The sequence below is a fragment of the Sphingomonas sp. 2SG genome (assembly GCF_005503285.1).
Lineage (GTDB): Bacteria > Pseudomonadota > Alphaproteobacteria > Sphingomonadales > Sphingomonadaceae > Sphingomonas > Sphingomonas taxi.
In genome coordinates, this window is the sequence record NZ_SCMZ01000026.1 from 1 (window position 1) to 13,254 (window position 13,254).

General features: G+C 67.3%; 12 protein-coding genes. 5 read left to right on the plus strand and 7 right to left on the minus strand.

Annotated features, from left to right (window positions below; genetic code table 11):
- Positions 1–248 (plus strand): hypothetical protein (locus FFS23_RS20275; RefSeq protein WP_212742948.1); only part of this gene is annotated, 248 nt, incomplete at its 5' end.
- Positions 249–321: 73 nt separating this feature from the next.
- Here FFS23_RS20275 and FFS23_RS11910 read toward each other — a convergent pair.
- Positions 322–1,023 (minus strand): Crp/Fnr family transcriptional regulator, encoded by a 702-nt coding sequence (locus tag FFS23_RS11910; protein ID WP_212742949.1) that lies wholly within the window; start codon positions 1,021–1,023, stop codon positions 322–324.
- Between the two features lie 81 nt (positions 1,024–1,104).
- Here FFS23_RS11910 and FFS23_RS11915 point away from each other — a divergent pair, with 81 nt between their 5' ends.
- Positions 1,105–1,593: an Mpo1 family 2-hydroxy fatty acid dioxygenase gene (locus tag FFS23_RS11915; RefSeq protein WP_052075450.1), complete on the plus strand. Its 489-nt coding sequence runs from the start codon at positions 1,105–1,107 to the stop codon at positions 1,591–1,593.
- On the opposite strand, the gene FFS23_RS11920 is transcribed toward FFS23_RS11915, so the two are convergent.
- The 5 genes from FFS23_RS11920 to FFS23_RS11940 all read right to left on the minus strand — a co-directional run bounded on the left by FFS23_RS11920 (position 1,590) and on the right by FFS23_RS11940 (position 8,245).
- Positions 1,590–2,216 carry a TetR/AcrR family transcriptional regulator gene (locus FFS23_RS11920; RefSeq protein ID WP_137898762.1) on the minus strand — a complete coding sequence of 209 codons (627 nt, stop codon included), beginning with the start codon at positions 2,214–2,216 and terminating at the stop codon, positions 1,590–1,592. The two genes, FFS23_RS11915 and FFS23_RS11920, sit on opposite strands and share 4 nt — an antisense overlap.
- Positions 2,217–2,278: 62 nt before the next feature.
- The gene (locus tag FFS23_RS11925; RefSeq protein WP_137898763.1) at positions 2,279–3,550 is read right to left on the minus strand and encodes a D-arabinono-1,4-lactone oxidase; all 1,272 of its coding nucleotides are present in this window, start codon (positions 3,548–3,550) and stop codon (positions 2,279–2,281) included.
- Positions 3,547–4,707, minus strand: a complete 1,161-nt coding sequence (locus FFS23_RS11930) for an MFS transporter (protein WP_137898764.1) — start codon at positions 4,705–4,707, stop codon at positions 3,547–3,549. The genes FFS23_RS11925 and FFS23_RS11930 overlap by 4 nt, the downstream gene beginning before the upstream one ends.
- Positions 4,707–6,953 (minus strand): TonB-dependent receptor, encoded by a 2,247-nt coding sequence (locus tag FFS23_RS11935; protein WP_212742950.1) that lies wholly within the window; start codon positions 6,951–6,953, stop codon positions 4,707–4,709. The genes FFS23_RS11930 and FFS23_RS11935 overlap by 1 nt, the downstream gene beginning before the upstream one ends.
- A gap of 41 nt (positions 6,954–6,994) precedes the next feature.
- Positions 6,995–8,245, minus strand: a complete 1,251-nt coding sequence (locus FFS23_RS11940) for an alanine racemase (RefSeq protein ID WP_212742951.1) — start codon at positions 8,243–8,245, stop codon at positions 6,995–6,997.
- Positions 8,246–8,391: 146 nt separating this feature from the next.
- Here FFS23_RS11940 and FFS23_RS11945 point away from each other — a divergent pair, with 146 nt between their 5' ends.
- Complete coding sequence (locus FFS23_RS11945; protein WP_212742952.1) at positions 8,392–9,822, plus strand: coniferyl aldehyde dehydrogenase; 1,431 nt, start codon at positions 8,392–8,394, stop codon at positions 9,820–9,822.
- Positions 9,819–10,592 (plus strand): SDR family NAD(P)-dependent oxidoreductase, encoded by a 774-nt coding sequence (locus FFS23_RS11950; protein ID WP_137898765.1) that lies wholly within the window; start codon positions 9,819–9,821, stop codon positions 10,590–10,592. Before FFS23_RS11945 ends, FFS23_RS11950 begins: the two co-directional genes overlap by 4 nt.
- A gap of 263 nt (positions 10,593–10,855) precedes the next feature.
- On the opposite strand, the gene FFS23_RS11955 is transcribed toward FFS23_RS11950, so the two are convergent.
- The gene (locus FFS23_RS11955; RefSeq protein ID WP_137898766.1) at positions 10,856–11,266 is read right to left on the minus strand and encodes a MarR family winged helix-turn-helix transcriptional regulator; all 411 of its coding nucleotides are present in this window, start codon (positions 11,264–11,266) and stop codon (positions 10,856–10,858) included.
- 140 nt (positions 11,267–11,406) lie between these two features.
- Between FFS23_RS11955 and FFS23_RS11960 the strand changes: the two genes are divergently transcribed.
- Positions 11,407–13,092: a chloride channel protein gene (locus tag FFS23_RS11960; RefSeq protein WP_137898791.1), complete on the plus strand. Its 1,686-nt coding sequence runs from the start codon at positions 11,407–11,409 to the stop codon at positions 13,090–13,092.
- Positions 13,093–13,254 lie beyond the last annotated feature (162 nt).

The window sequence follows — 13,254 nt, forward strand, 5'->3', positions numbered from 1 at the left end:
CGCTCGCCACCAATCAGCGCGACTGGCGAACGTCGTCTCGTGCTGGCGATCGATCCGCTGCCCGGCCCGCCCATCGCTTAACGGGCAAACGCCGGCCTGATGTCGGTCGTCGCCTTGGTGATTCGGTGACGAACCTATTCATCGTAGGACGAGATTTCGATCAGATTGCCGTCCGGGTCTCGCGGCCGCCGACAGACACGATCACCCTCGTTGTAAATGACCATAGTGGGCGGGACAATCACGCTTGACGAGGCGCTCGAGCTAAGCGGCGGCAGATCGGCAAGCACTAAACCCTGTACACAGCATAGCTTTCACCTGGGATCACGGAAGACCTGTCAGTTGTTCACAGATTTTTCGTAACGACGAAAGGTTCACGATGTCTATTCGGCTATGACTGACGGCGATCACGCCATTCTGTTCGAGCGCTTTTAGAATGCGGTTGACCGTCTGACGGGACAGCGAAAGCATCGCCGCGAGTTGCTCCTGCGAAAGCCTTAGCGTGGTATGGCGCGCGCCCGTGCCCCCATAGCCATCGACCATCATCATCAACCGGGTCGCCACCTGCTGCGGCGCGCTGAGCAGCGATGCGGCCTCGGCCGCCCGAAAACTGAGACGGAGTTTCTCCGTGGTCAGCCACGCCAATTCGCGCCAATGACCGGGCCGCTGGTCCAGACCGGCAAACAGCGGTCCGCGCGGAACGCAAAGCAACATCGTTTCGCGCACCGCGATCGCGTCGTGGGTGCGCGCCATGCCGTCGATCAGCGCGATCTCGCCGAACCACATGCCCGGCTGCACATGGATCAAGGTCGCGGCGTGACCGGCCGCATCGACCCCACCGATCTCGACCGCTCCGTCGAGCACCGCGTAAAGCCCGTCGGCGGTGTCGCCGCGCCAGAAGACCGGCGCCCCCGCCGCAAACCGCATCTCCCGCCCGTCCGCGAGCAACGCCGCACGGAAGGACGGCGACAGTCGGTTGAACCACGCCCCCTCGGCGAGGATGGCCAGCATGGCGTCGCGGGTCACCGCGCGCTTCCGATGTCGCCCATGCGACAGTCGCAACCGCACGCATCAACTATCGTCATTTGAGACCAGAGGAGAATCACGATGACCGACCTCGTGAGGCATTTGTCCGTTTATGCCGACTATCATCGCGACGAACGCAATATCGCAACGCATATGCTCGGCATACCGCTGATCGTGCTGGCGATCGCGATCCTCGCGTCTCGGCCGGCGATCGCAGTGGGCGGGGGTATGTCGCTGACACCGGCGATGCTGCTGTCGGCGGCGGTCGCGGTCTTCTATCTGAGGCTCGACCTGCGGTTCGGGCTCGTCATGACCATATTGCTCGCGCTGAGCTGCTGGGTGGGCGTCGCGGTCGCCGGCCTGTCCACCGGCGCGTGGCTGGGGATCGGGATCGGCGCCTTCGTGGTAGGCTGGGCGTTTCAATTCGTCGGCCATTATTTCGAACGCCGCAAACCGGCGTTCGTCGACGATCTGTCCGGCCTGATCGTCGGGCCGTTGTTCGTCGTGGCGGAAATCGCCTTCCTTCTCGGGCTGCGGCTGGAGGTGAAGCGGAGCATGACGCCGCGCTAACCCGCCTCGCGATTGGCTTCGAGGACCGCGACGACCATCGTCTTGAATTGCGCGACGATTCGCTCAGTCATCGGCGACTCGACCGCGAGCGCCAGCCGCACCGCATGGCCGGCGAGTTCGGTGATGAGCAGCGCCGCCGACAGGATCCGATCGCGGTCGGACGACGATAGCAGGATCATCATCGGCGCGACCATGAAGTCGGCGGTGGCATGCGTATCGATCACGTCAAGTCGGCGCAGCTCCAGATCGGCCTGCGCCCCGGCCCACACCGCGATCGTCTCGGGATGGCTGCGATAATGGTTCACATACGCGTCGATGATCCGGTCGACGGCCTGTACGATCGTCGGCCGGCCACCATGATCGGCGAGCAGCGTCTCCACCTCGGTGCGCAGCAGTTCGCCGACCTTCTCGAGATTGCGCAATACCAGCGCGCGCAGGATCGCGGGCTTCGACGGGAAATATTGATAGAGCGAGCCGATCGAGATCCCGGCGCGGCGCGCCACCTCGCGCATTGCGAGATCCTCGGGGTTTTCGGTGACGAGCAGCTCCTGCGCGGCGACGAGGATCGCCTCGCGGCGGCGGAGACTGCGCTCCTGCATCGGAAGTCGGCGTGGTTGGACCATGACGGGATCGCTGTGGCTTGCCACGCCGCCGAAGGCAAACGGCCGTTTGTCGCCGCGCCCTGTCACCCCCTGATGGCGAACAGCCGGCCGAAGAAGGCGTTGACGAACTTGCCCTCCGGATCGACGTCGCGGCGCACCGCGAGGAAGTCGGCGAGCCGCGGGTAGAGCGCGTGCGCGCTTGCCGGATCGAGCGTGTGGCGTTTCGCCCAGTGCGGCCGCCCGCCCGCGCCGCGCAGGATCGACTCGACCGCGGCGAACTCATCGCGCCACGGCATGCCGGCATATTGATGGACCGAAATCGACAGGCACGGTCCGGCGTGGAACGGGCTCAGCCAGATATCGTCACCCGCGACGGTACGCACCTCGAATGGAAAGGAAAGCGGCAGCCGCGCCTTTCGGACGTAGCCGAGCGCCTCGCGCAACGTCGCCAGCCCGTCGACACGCGGCACCTCATATTCCATCTCCTCGAAACGCACGGTCCGTTCCTGCGCGAAGATCCGATAGGCGGGGCCGACGCGGCGCTTCGGGCCGCCGATCGCGTGCATCATGCCGCGCTGGAGCATGGGGATCAGCCCCGGCCGGCGCCGTGAGATGTTGCAGGCGACGCGGAAGGCGCCCTCGTTGACGTCGTTGGCGTGACGATAAGGGCCCTCGGGCTCGACCGGATGCAGCCGCTTGAGGATGACGTGGTCCGCATAAGGAAAGACCCAGAATTCCATGTGCCGCGACGCCGCCGCCAGCTCGTCGAACCGGTCGAGCACCACGGCAAGCGGCCAGCGCTCGACCCGCTCCTCGAGATGATAGGCCGGCAGTACCGCGATCCGCATCGCCACGGCGACGCCGAGCAGCCCGAGGCCGAGCCGTTGCGCCTGGAACAATGCGGGTTCGGTCTGCGCGTCGCAGGTGACGAGCGTGCCGTCGGCGCGCATCAGCCGGACACCGGTGACCTGCGTGGCGATGCTGCCGAGCGTCTCGCCGGTGCCGTGGGTACCGGTGGCGGCGGCGCCGGCGAGCGCCTGCGGATTGACGTCGCCCTGATTGTAGAGCGACAGCCCCTCCGCCCACAAAGCGTCGGTCAGCCGCGCGAGGCTCCAGCCGGCAGGTGCCCAGACCGAGCGGCGGTCGGCGGCGACCTCGACATCGCCTTCGAGATCGGCGAGCGACAGCAAGGTCCCCTCGGTCTGGCACAGCGGCATGAACGAATGGCCCGCGCCAACCGGACGCAGCCGTCGAGCGCCGGCGACGATCGCCGCCAGTTCGTCGAGACCGCGCGGACGCGCGACCGCGGCGGGATGCGCGACGACGCTGCCCGACCAGTTGCTCCATTCGGTCATGATCGATCTTTCGGTTGGGCGAAGGCGATCCCGCCCAGTCGCCGGAGAACGGGAAGCAGCAGCACGATACCACCGGCGACGGTCAGCATCCCGGTGCCGAGGCGCAGGCAGCCGCGCACGTCGACATCGCCAACGTTCAGCGAAGCGAGCGTTGGCCCGGTCGCGCAGCCGAGCAGCAGCGCCGCCGACCCGAGCAAGGCGGCGCGATGGCTGGGATCGACGTCGATCAGCAGCCGCGTGAAATACGGGCTGGCGAAGGCCCAGAGCAGTCCGAAGAGGATTGCGGTGGCGAGGAAGAGCGTGGCGCCGGGCAACGTCGCGAATATCGCCGCGGCGACGACCAGCACGAACGTCGAGCCGAGCAGGACGACGCGACATGGCCAATGCGGCACGCTCGCGGCACCCAGCGCGCCGCCGACCACCTGCCCCGCCAGTGCGAGCACCACCGCCAGCCCGGCGGTGGCGGGCGACAGCCCGGCCTGATGCGCGAGCGGTTCGAGATAGATCCAAATGGCAAGGATGCCGGCAAAGAAGCAGAAGGCGGCGACCAGCGCCAGCCAGCCATAGACGTCGGGCAATGCGATCCCCCGTCCGGCGGCGAACGGTGACAGCCGTGCCGGCGTCCACAGCGCGACGAGCCCGACCGGCGCGCCGAGCGCGGCGACGGCGAGAAATCCCGCCGCCGCGCCCAGCCGTTGCGCGACCAGCCCACCGATCAGCGCGGCGCAGGCGAGCTGCGCCACCGTCTGGATGGTGAGATAGAGGCCCGCCTGCCGCGCCGGCTGTGCCGACCGGACGATCATCGCGGTGACGAGGCCGATCAGCACGCCACTCGGCACGCCGGCGAGTGCGCGCATCAGGATGACGCCGATGCCGGTGGCGCGGCCGGTCGCGGCATCGAGCACCATGATCGCCACCACGCTGATCGGCGCCAGCACCCGCGGCGACACGCATTCGACCAGCAGACTGGCGGCGCCCGCGGCGAGTCCCATCGTCACCAGCTCGGCGGTCGCGGCCAGCCCGAGCTGCGCCGCGGTAAGATGACCCTCGGTGACGAGCGTACCGAGCAGCAGCGGCGCGAGCCCAGCCATCAGGATGCCATAGACCCCGGCGACGAAGGCGGCGACATAGGCCGCGCGGGTCGTGGGTGCCGCCATCAGTAGTGCGCCCGCAGCGACAGGCCCCAGGTCCGCGGCCGCCCGACGACGATCGCGTCGAAGCCGAGCGCGGGCAGCGGCGTGATGTCGGAGATGACCGGTACGTCGAACAGGTTGCGGACCCACAATGCCGCCTCGTAGCGGTCCCCGGCGAACTGCCAGCCGATCCGCCCGTCGACGAAGGCACGCGCGGGGTCGCCGAGCCGGGCGGCGTTCGACGTGTCGAAGAACACGCGGCTGCGATAGGACAAATCGGCGCGCGCGACGAGCGCACCGCTGCCGATCGGCTTGCGATAGTCGGCACTCGCCTGGACGCTGACCCTGGGCGCCGATGGCAGGCGATTGCCCGAATAGTCGGCCCCCTGCGAGATGAAGTTGCGATAGGTGGCGTCGAGCAGCGATGTCGAGGCGGCGAGGTTGAGCCCGTCGATCGGTCGCGCGGTCAGTTCGATTTCGGCACCGTAGATTCGCGCCGCCGAGGCGTTGGTGAAGAGCTGTGTCGTAATGAGCCCCTGCACCACCGAGGTATAGACCTGCAGATCGCGGTAATCGTAATAGAAGGCCGAGAGATTGAGCCCGAGCCGGCGGTCGAGCCATTGCGTCTTGGCACCCACCTCATAAGCGTCCACCGTCTCGTCCCTGTAAGGACCGATCAGCGACGAATCCTGTGCAAAGCCGCTGAAGAAGCCGCCGCTCTTGGTGCCGCGATTGTAGCTCGCGTAGACGTTGGCAGCCTCCGAAAACCGGTATTGCAGGCCGGCGCGGCCCGACCACGCGCCGAATGTCTTGGCATCGGCGAAGGTGAACAGGGTGATGCTGCCGCCGGCGGCGTCGGCGCGATAGGTGAAGTCCTTGCGATCGGCGGAATACCGCAGGCCGCCGGTCAACGTCAGCCGCGGCGTCAGGTCGTAGTCGAGCTGGCCGAAGGCGGCATAGCTGTCGGTCGCCTGCCGCGATGGCCAGGCGAAGTCGCCGATCCCCGCGGCGAGATCGACGCCGCTCGGATTGTCCGCGGTCGGCGAACGCAGGCCGGGCAAGACGTCGAACGACGAGGCGTTGCGGATCAGATCATGCGCATAATAGAGACCGGCGACATAGCGCAGCCGGCCGTGGCCGTTCGACTGGAGCCGCAATTCCTGACTGACCGTGTCCTGCCGGATGATGTAGGAGGCAGCGACGACCGGCACCGGGCTGGCGTCGGTATCCTCCTGATCGTTGCGGGTGGCATGCTGGAATCCGGTCACCGCGATCAGGCTGACCGTACCGAGATCGACCGACACGGTGTTGCCGACGCCATAGAGGCTGACCCGGTCGCGCCCTTCGAACCGGTAGGCGCCCTCGTAGAGGTTGCGGCTGGTATTGGCGTAGCCGAGGATGTTGGTGCATTGCCCGGAGGTGTAGAAAGCCGGCGCGCACAGGCCGTCCGCTCCGGTCGCCGCCGCGGTCTGCGGGATTAGCGAGCGAGAATATGCCTGAAGCGAGCCACCGCTCGAGCGGCTGGCATTGACGGTGAGATCGTCGGTGATCGTGCTCGACGGCGTGACATGGGCGCTGCTGCGCACGGCCCAGCGATCGACGTTGTTGCCGCGATCGCCGGTGAGCGTGTTGCGCATATAGCCGTCGTCGCGCTGGTAGAGGCCGGCGACGCGCACCGCGAGCAGGTCGGGCACGACCGGCGCGCTCACCCCGCCCTGCAACGTCACCGCATCGAAGCGGCCGTAATCGAGCGACAGGTCGCCCTCGGGCGTATCGCCCGGCTTGCGCGTGGTGACGTTGATCGCGCCGCCGGTGGTGTTGCGGCCGTACAGCGTCCCCTGCGGTCCGCGCAGCACCTCGACCTGCCCGAGATCGAAGAAGGCGTCGCGCTGCGCCAGCGTCGAGGCGACGTAGACGCCGTTGACGTAGATGCCGACCGCGCTGGCGGTCGCCGGGTTGAAGTCGTTGAGGCCGACGCCGCGGATGAAGATGCGCGGATTGGCGCCATTGTCCGCCGAACGGATCTGCAGGCCAGGGACACGGCCCGACAGGTCGAGCACGTCGGCGATGCGGCGTTCGCGCAGATCGTCGCCGGTGATCGCGGTCACCGCGATCGGCACGTCCTGCAACCGTTCGGACCGACGTTGCGCGGTGACGACGATATCGCCATCGGCCGGCGCCGCGGGCTGATCGGCGGTCTGCGCGCGCGCGCCGGTCGATCCGGCCAGCGCGATGGCGAGCATCCCGTAATGTAATCCGTGCCGTGTCATCGTCATCCCCTTTGCCGTTGGCGCAATCCTGTCGTTGCAGGTCAGAAGAAGCAGCGGCCGTCGCCGCGATAGGTCGCGACGCGGTCGACGATCGCACCGCCGCGCAGAAGCAGCAGCGTCTCGAAGCGCTCGCAGAGCTCGCCGGCCTTGGCGTGGCGAAAGAAGACGGGGGCGCCGATCGGCAGTGCGCCGGCGGCGGCGAGCCGCACCGGCGTCTGCACCTCGCCGCCGCCCTCGTTGGTGATCAGCATCGTGCCCGCCGGTAGCCACGGCTTGGGCAGCCGGTCGGCCCCGATCGGACCGGAGGCGGGATAGCCGCCGCCCGCACAGGTCACCATCCCGGCCGTCGGACGGCGCGTGACGGGCAGCGCGAAGCCCGCGGCAGGCTCGCCGAGGCGGATCGCATAATGATCGAATAGCCCCGGCAGATAGAAGCCCGATCCCGCCGCAAGCTCGGTGACGCTGGGATCGCGTGCGGTGCTCTCGAAGCTGCCCGTGCCGCCGCCGTTGACGAAGCGCAGCCGGTGTCCGGCCGCTAGCAGCGCGGCGACGATCGCGCCCCGCCGCCGCCGGACGTCGCGGATCGAGCGCGCCTTGAGCGTCCGGATGATGCGGTTGCGCACCGCGTGGCCCGGCACGGCGTCGTTGAGACCGGCGATCTGGCCCTCATAGCCCATCACCCCGTCGAGCCGCAGATAGGGCCGCCGCGCGATCTCCGCGGCGAGCGCCAGCGCCGCCGCCGGGGTCGCCACCGGCGAGCGATAGACGCCGAAATGCACGCCGGGGAAAGCGGTCGACGCGTCCATGTCGATCGCCACCGGCAGCGAGGTCGCCGCCGCAGCCGCGCAGGCATCGATGATGTCGAGCTGGTCGACATGATCGACCATCAGCGTGATCGACGCGCCACCGCGTACCGCCGCCGCGACCAGCGCGATCTCGCTCCGCTCGACGGTCGGGTAGGCGACGACGAGATCGTCGAACCCCTGCCCCGCCAGCCACGCCGCCTCGGCGGGCGAGAAGCAGAGCAGGCCTTGCAGATACGAAAAGCTGGCGAGCAGATAGCGCAGGATCGCCACCGAGCGGATCGACTTGGTGACGAGCCGGACCGGCAGTCCCGCCGCACGCGCGCCAAGCCGCTCGCCGTTGCGGTCGAGCGCGTCGAGATCGACGAAGGCAGCGGGCAGCCGCTCGCCCGCGAGCGCATCGGCATAAAGACGGTAGGCATCGGCTGCGGACGCACCGGTCCGTGCCGATGCGACGCTCTCGCGATCGACCATGTCGCTCCTCTCCATCGTGTCGACTTCTTCACCGAGTCGATACGATCACCCTATCAGCTTTTATAATCTACGCTACATCTATATGTGAGCGTTGATCTTGTTATATCCGATCGAGCGCCATAGGGTCGCAAGGTGTCGCCCGGCGACGCATGATGGAGAGGATGGATATGACCCCCGACGCGCAGGCGTTGCACGCCGCCTTCGACCGCCAGTATCGCGCCTCGCGCGAGGCACCCGCCGCCGACCTTGCGACGCGGCGGGCGCTGCTCGATTCGCTGCACGGCCTGCTGCTCGACGGGCGCCCGGCGCTCGCGCAGGCGATCTCCGACGACTTCGGCGGCCGGTCGCGGAGCGAGACCGACATATTGGAGATCGTCCCGCTCATCACCGCGATCCGCCACGCCCGCGGCCATCTGAAACACTGGATGCGCGACGAACCGCGGCGCGTCGATCTGAGCCTGAAACCGGGCACTGCCTGGGTGCGGTACGAACCGCTCGGGGTGATCGGCGTGATCGCGCCGTGGAACTACCCGCTGTTCCTGACGCTCGGGCCGGCGCTCGATGCACTCGCCGCGGGCAATCGCGTGCTGATCAAGCCTTCCGAATCCTCACCCGCCTTCGCGGCGCTGCTAGCCCGGCTGGTCGCGGAACGGTTCGACGCCGACCGGCTGACCGTCGTGACCGGCGGGGTCGAGGTGGCGCAAGCCCTATCGGGCTTGCCGCTCGATCATCTCGTCTTCACCGGATCGACCAATGTCGGGCGCCATATCCTGCGCGCCGCCGCCGAGCATCTGACACCGGTGACGCTCGAACTCGGCGGCAAGTCGCCGGCGATCGTCGCCCCCGATTACGCGATCGAACGCGCCGCCGGATCGATCGCCTTCGGCCGCTATCTCAACGCCGGCCAGACCTGCGTCGCACCCGATTATGCGCTGGTGCCGGCGGCGTCGGCGCGGCGCTTCGCCGAGGGCGTGCTGGCGGCTGCGGTGCGCCGCTATCCGTCGATCGCCGACAACAATGATTACAGCAACGTCATCGATGCGCGCCACCACCGGCGTCTGACCGATGCAATCGAGGAAGCCCGTCGCTGTGGTGCCGAGATACTGACCCACCCTGCCCCGGCATCCACCAGCCATCGCATCGCGCCGACGGTGGTGCTCGGCGCACCCGACGATTGCACATTGATGCGCGAGGAGATCTTCGGCCCCGTGCTGCCGGTGAAGCCCTATGACACGCTCGACGCGGCGCTGGCCTTCGTCCGTGCGCGCCCGCGCCCGCTCGCGCTCTATTGCTTTGCCGATGGCTCGGCGACGCAGCGGGCGATCCTCGACGGCGCGACTTCGGGCGGGGTCACGATCAACGGGACGCTGCTCCATGTCGGCCAGCACACCCTGCCCTTCGGCGGGATCGGCCCGAGTGGCATGGGCGCGTATCACGGCCGCGACGGCTTCCGCCGGTTCAGCCATGCGCGCGGCGTCCACAAGGCGGGGCCGATCAACATGTTCGAACGGCTCGGGCCGCCCTGGGGTGCGACCGCGCGACTGACGATGCGCCTGCTCGCCGGGCTGAAACCGATCGGCGACGGGCGATGATGTTCAGGGACAAGGTCGTGCTCATCGTCGGCGCGTCGAGCGGGATGGGTCGCGGCGTCGCGCTGCATCTGGCCGCCGAAGGCGCGACGATCGTCGCCACCGCGCGCCGCGAGGCGAAATTGCAAAGCCTCGCCGCCGAGATCCTCTTGCAAGGCGGGCGATGCGCGATCCATCCCGCCGACGCGCGCGACGCGGCCGCGGCGGCGGTGGTGGTCGCCGCGACCATCGCGCAATTCGGGCAGATCGACCTGCTCTTGATGAACGTCGGCGGCGCGCCCGATATCGACCTGCGGACGATCGGCGCGGGCGAAGTCATCGGTTACATGCGGAGCAATTACGATGTCTGCGTCCATTACCTGTTTCCCGTACTGCGCCAGATGATGCGACAGCGCGGCGGGCTGGTCGCGCACACCAATTCCCTCGCGGGGTTGATGGGCGTGCCGCTGCAAGGCCCCTATTCGGCCGCCAAGGGCGCGATGCGGTTGCTGATGGACACGTGCCGCATCGAATTCGCCGATCACGGCATCCGCTTCGTCAGCATCTATCCCGGCTTCGTCGCGACCGAACGGACGCGGACGCACGACATGCCGTCCCCGTTCGAGATTTCGGAGCGGCAAGGCGTCGCCCATATCGTTCGCGCGCTACGCCGCGAACGCCGCGATTATCGTTTTCCCGCGGTGACCAGCGGGCTCGTGAGGCTGGCGACGATACTGCCCCGGCCGGTCGTGACGATGCTGCTGCGCCGGCGGCTGCGCACGGCGCGGCGATGACCACCGGCCGATCGACCCGCTGAATATCACGTCGGGTGTTAAGGTAGGCGAGGCAGCGTATATCTGTGGCGCCCATCCCGGTTCGGCTTAATACGCGGTGAACCGCCCCGGATTTACCGGAGGGGTTACGCTGCCAAATCGAGCTTCTCCGCGGCAATATGATATTGCTCTTCAGCTTCGGCAGGCAGCATGTCGCCGACTCCCTGATGCGCGATACATCGTGATACGACACATGTCGCAACCGGAGCGATTGGCAGACTGGATCAATCCATGCGGGCGAGCAATTCGGTCAGCATGGGGCGAAGCCGCACGATTTCTTCGCGATGCGTCTCCGACAGCTCCCGCAAGAGCGTTCGAGCCTTCTGCGTCGGTGCGAGCAAGGCCTGTCGGCCGTCGTCGGGGGATGGCCGACGTGTGACCAGACCAAGCGTCTCCAGACGATCGACCAGCCCGGTCGCGCTATGCGGCTTCAAGGCCAGACGCTCGGCGACATAGCCGACGGTGACGTTCGCATGCGCAGCCCCCCGGATGGCGAGCAGCGCCTGGTGTTGCTGAGGCGTCAGACCGCAGCTTGCCGCGCCGCGCTCGCTGAACGCCAGAAACTGCCGAAGCGCATACCGAAAATCCGCGAGCGCGGCATAGTCGGCGTCAGTCAACTCATCCCGATCGATCATCGATAGTATCCTAAGCGTTGAAGTATATCGTGTCGCGATATAAGCGGTTGCCGTTCCTGAACCGGCGGGTGTGTATGACGGCGTCCACAATCAACATTCCAGAACCCAAGCGGCTTGCCGATCATAGCGCCGACCGGCGCATGATTATGCTCGCCGGAGCGGCCGTCGTCGTTGGCACCGGCGCTGCGTTCGGAGCCTGGGTTCTGCTGAAGCTCATCGCGCTCGCCACCAACCTCTTCTGGTTCGGCAGGATATCGGCCGCACCGGTTGAGATCGTGAACGCGCATGTCGGCCTGGCGGTCGTCGCGATACCGGTCATCGGCAGTCTGCTGATCGGCCTGATGGCGCGCTTCGGCTCGGAGAAGATCAAGGGGCACGGGATTCCCGAGGCGATCGAGGCCATTCTTTACGGTGAAAGCCGTCTGTCGATCAAAGTCGCGATCCTCAAGCCATTGTCCTCGGCGATTTCGATCGGCAGCGGGGGTCCGTTCGGCGCGGAAGGTCCGATCATCATGACCGGGGGTGCCATCGGATCGCTCTTCGCTCAACGCTTTCATCTGAGCGCGGCCGAGCGGAAGACGCTGCTGGTTGCCGGTGCTGCGGCCGGCATGACCGGCATATTCGGTACGCCGATCGCCGCGATCCTGCTGGCGATCGAGGTCCTCCTCTTCGAGTGGAAGCCCCGCAGCTTCGTTCCCGTGGTCATCGGAACGCTGGTGGCATTTGCTTGGCGGCCCATGCTGCTGGGGGCCGCACCGCTCTTTCCGTTCGTGGCGGCACCCGTGCAGGCGTGGTGGCCGACCGGAGGTCTGGCACTGGGCATGGGTGTCCTCGTCGGGCTGGAGGCGGCTCTGCTATCCGCGTTGCTCTACCGCGTCGAGGACGCGTTCCACCGGCTGCCCGTACATTGGATGTGGTGGCCGGCGCTGGGCGGTATCGTCGTCGGGATCGGCGGCCTGATCGACGCCCGCGTCCTCGGCGCAGGCTATTCGAACATCCAGGCACTGCTCGACGGATCATTGGCGGTGCGGGTCATCCTGGCACTGCTGGTCGTGAAGGCGATCGTGTGGCTGGTCGCACTGGGTTCGGGAACGTCGGGCGGCGTGCTTGCGCCCTTGCTGATCATGGGCGGTGCCCTGGGTGCCCTGCTTGGGCAGTTCCTGCCCGGGTCGACAGGGTTCTGGGCGATGGTCGGCATGGCGGGGATGATGAGCGGTGCCATGCGCGCACCACTTACCGGCGCGCTGTTCGCGGTCGAGCTGACGGGCCATTTCGACGCCTTGCCGGCGACGATCGCCGCTGCGACCGGAGCCTATGCGATCAGCGTCCTGATCATGCGCCGGTCGATCCTCACCGAGAAGATCGCTCGCCGCGGCCGCCACATCCTCCAGGAATATACGGTCGATCCGCACGAGTTCCTGCAAGCGGAGCAGGTGATGACACCCGATCCCGCCGTTCTGTCGGGGGCGATGTCGATCAAGGATGCCGTGGCCTATTTCGGGAACGGCGCGACGCACCGGACATATCCCGTGGTGGACGCGGCTGGGCGACTGGTGGCGATGGTGTCGAGGTCCGATGCGCTGCGCTGGCAGGTCGGAGGCGAGCTACCGGAGACGTCGCTTGCCGAAGCGCTGTCCGACTCGTCGCAGCAGATCGCTTATTTGCACTCGCCGATCGGCGAGGTTGCCGATTTAATGGTCGAGAGCGGGGTCGGGCGCATTCCCATCGTCGAGGTGGGCACCAATCGGGTTCTCGGCATCCTCTCGCGCCATGACCTGCTCAAGGTCCGGAGCACCCGCAAGCGCGCAGAGGTCGACCGAAGCTAGCAAGACCGGTCATCCCCGTCCCGATCGCAACCGGATCGTCCCACGCCAGGAGTGACGGCGATGACGGCGGAAACGAGCACCAGCAATCAACGGCACAAAGAGTGCTCGCTCGCAACGGCTTCGTTCAGGTCGGCGAGCGGATCGATAATGAAAATGGTAAGC

Coding starts and splice junctions, on each gene's coding strand:
- FFS23_RS11915 (WP_052075450.1), top strand. CDS start 1,105: ATGACCGACCTCGTGAGGCATTTGTCCGTTTATGCCGACTATCATCGC.
- FFS23_RS11920 (WP_137898762.1), bottom strand. CDS start 2,216: ATGGTCCAACCACGCCGACTTCCGATGCAGGAGCGCAGTCTCCGCCGC.
- FFS23_RS11925 (WP_137898763.1), bottom strand. CDS start 3,550: ATGACCGAATGGAGCAACTGGTCGGGCAGCGTCGTCGCGCATCCCGCC.
- FFS23_RS11930 (WP_137898764.1), bottom strand. CDS start 4,707: ATGGCGGCACCCACGACCCGCGCGGCCTATGTCGCCGCCTTCGTCGCC.
- FFS23_RS11935 (WP_212742950.1), bottom strand. CDS start 6,953: ATGACACGGCACGGATTACATTACGGGATGCTCGCCATCGCGCTGGCC.
- FFS23_RS11940 (WP_212742951.1), bottom strand. CDS start 8,245: ATGGAGAGGAGCGACATGGTCGATCGCGAGAGCGTCGCATCGGCACGG.
- FFS23_RS11945 (WP_212742952.1), top strand. CDS start 8,392: ATGGATATGACCCCCGACGCGCAGGCGTTGCACGCCGCCTTCGACCGC.
- FFS23_RS11950 (WP_137898765.1), top strand. CDS start 9,819: ATGATGTTCAGGGACAAGGTCGTGCTCATCGTCGGCGCGTCGAGCGGG.
- FFS23_RS11955 (WP_137898766.1), bottom strand. CDS start 11,266: ATGATCGATCGGGATGAGTTGACTGACGCCGACTATGCCGCGCTCGCG.
- FFS23_RS11960 (WP_137898791.1), top strand. CDS start 11,407: ATGATTATGCTCGCCGGAGCGGCCGTCGTCGTTGGCACCGGCGCTGCG.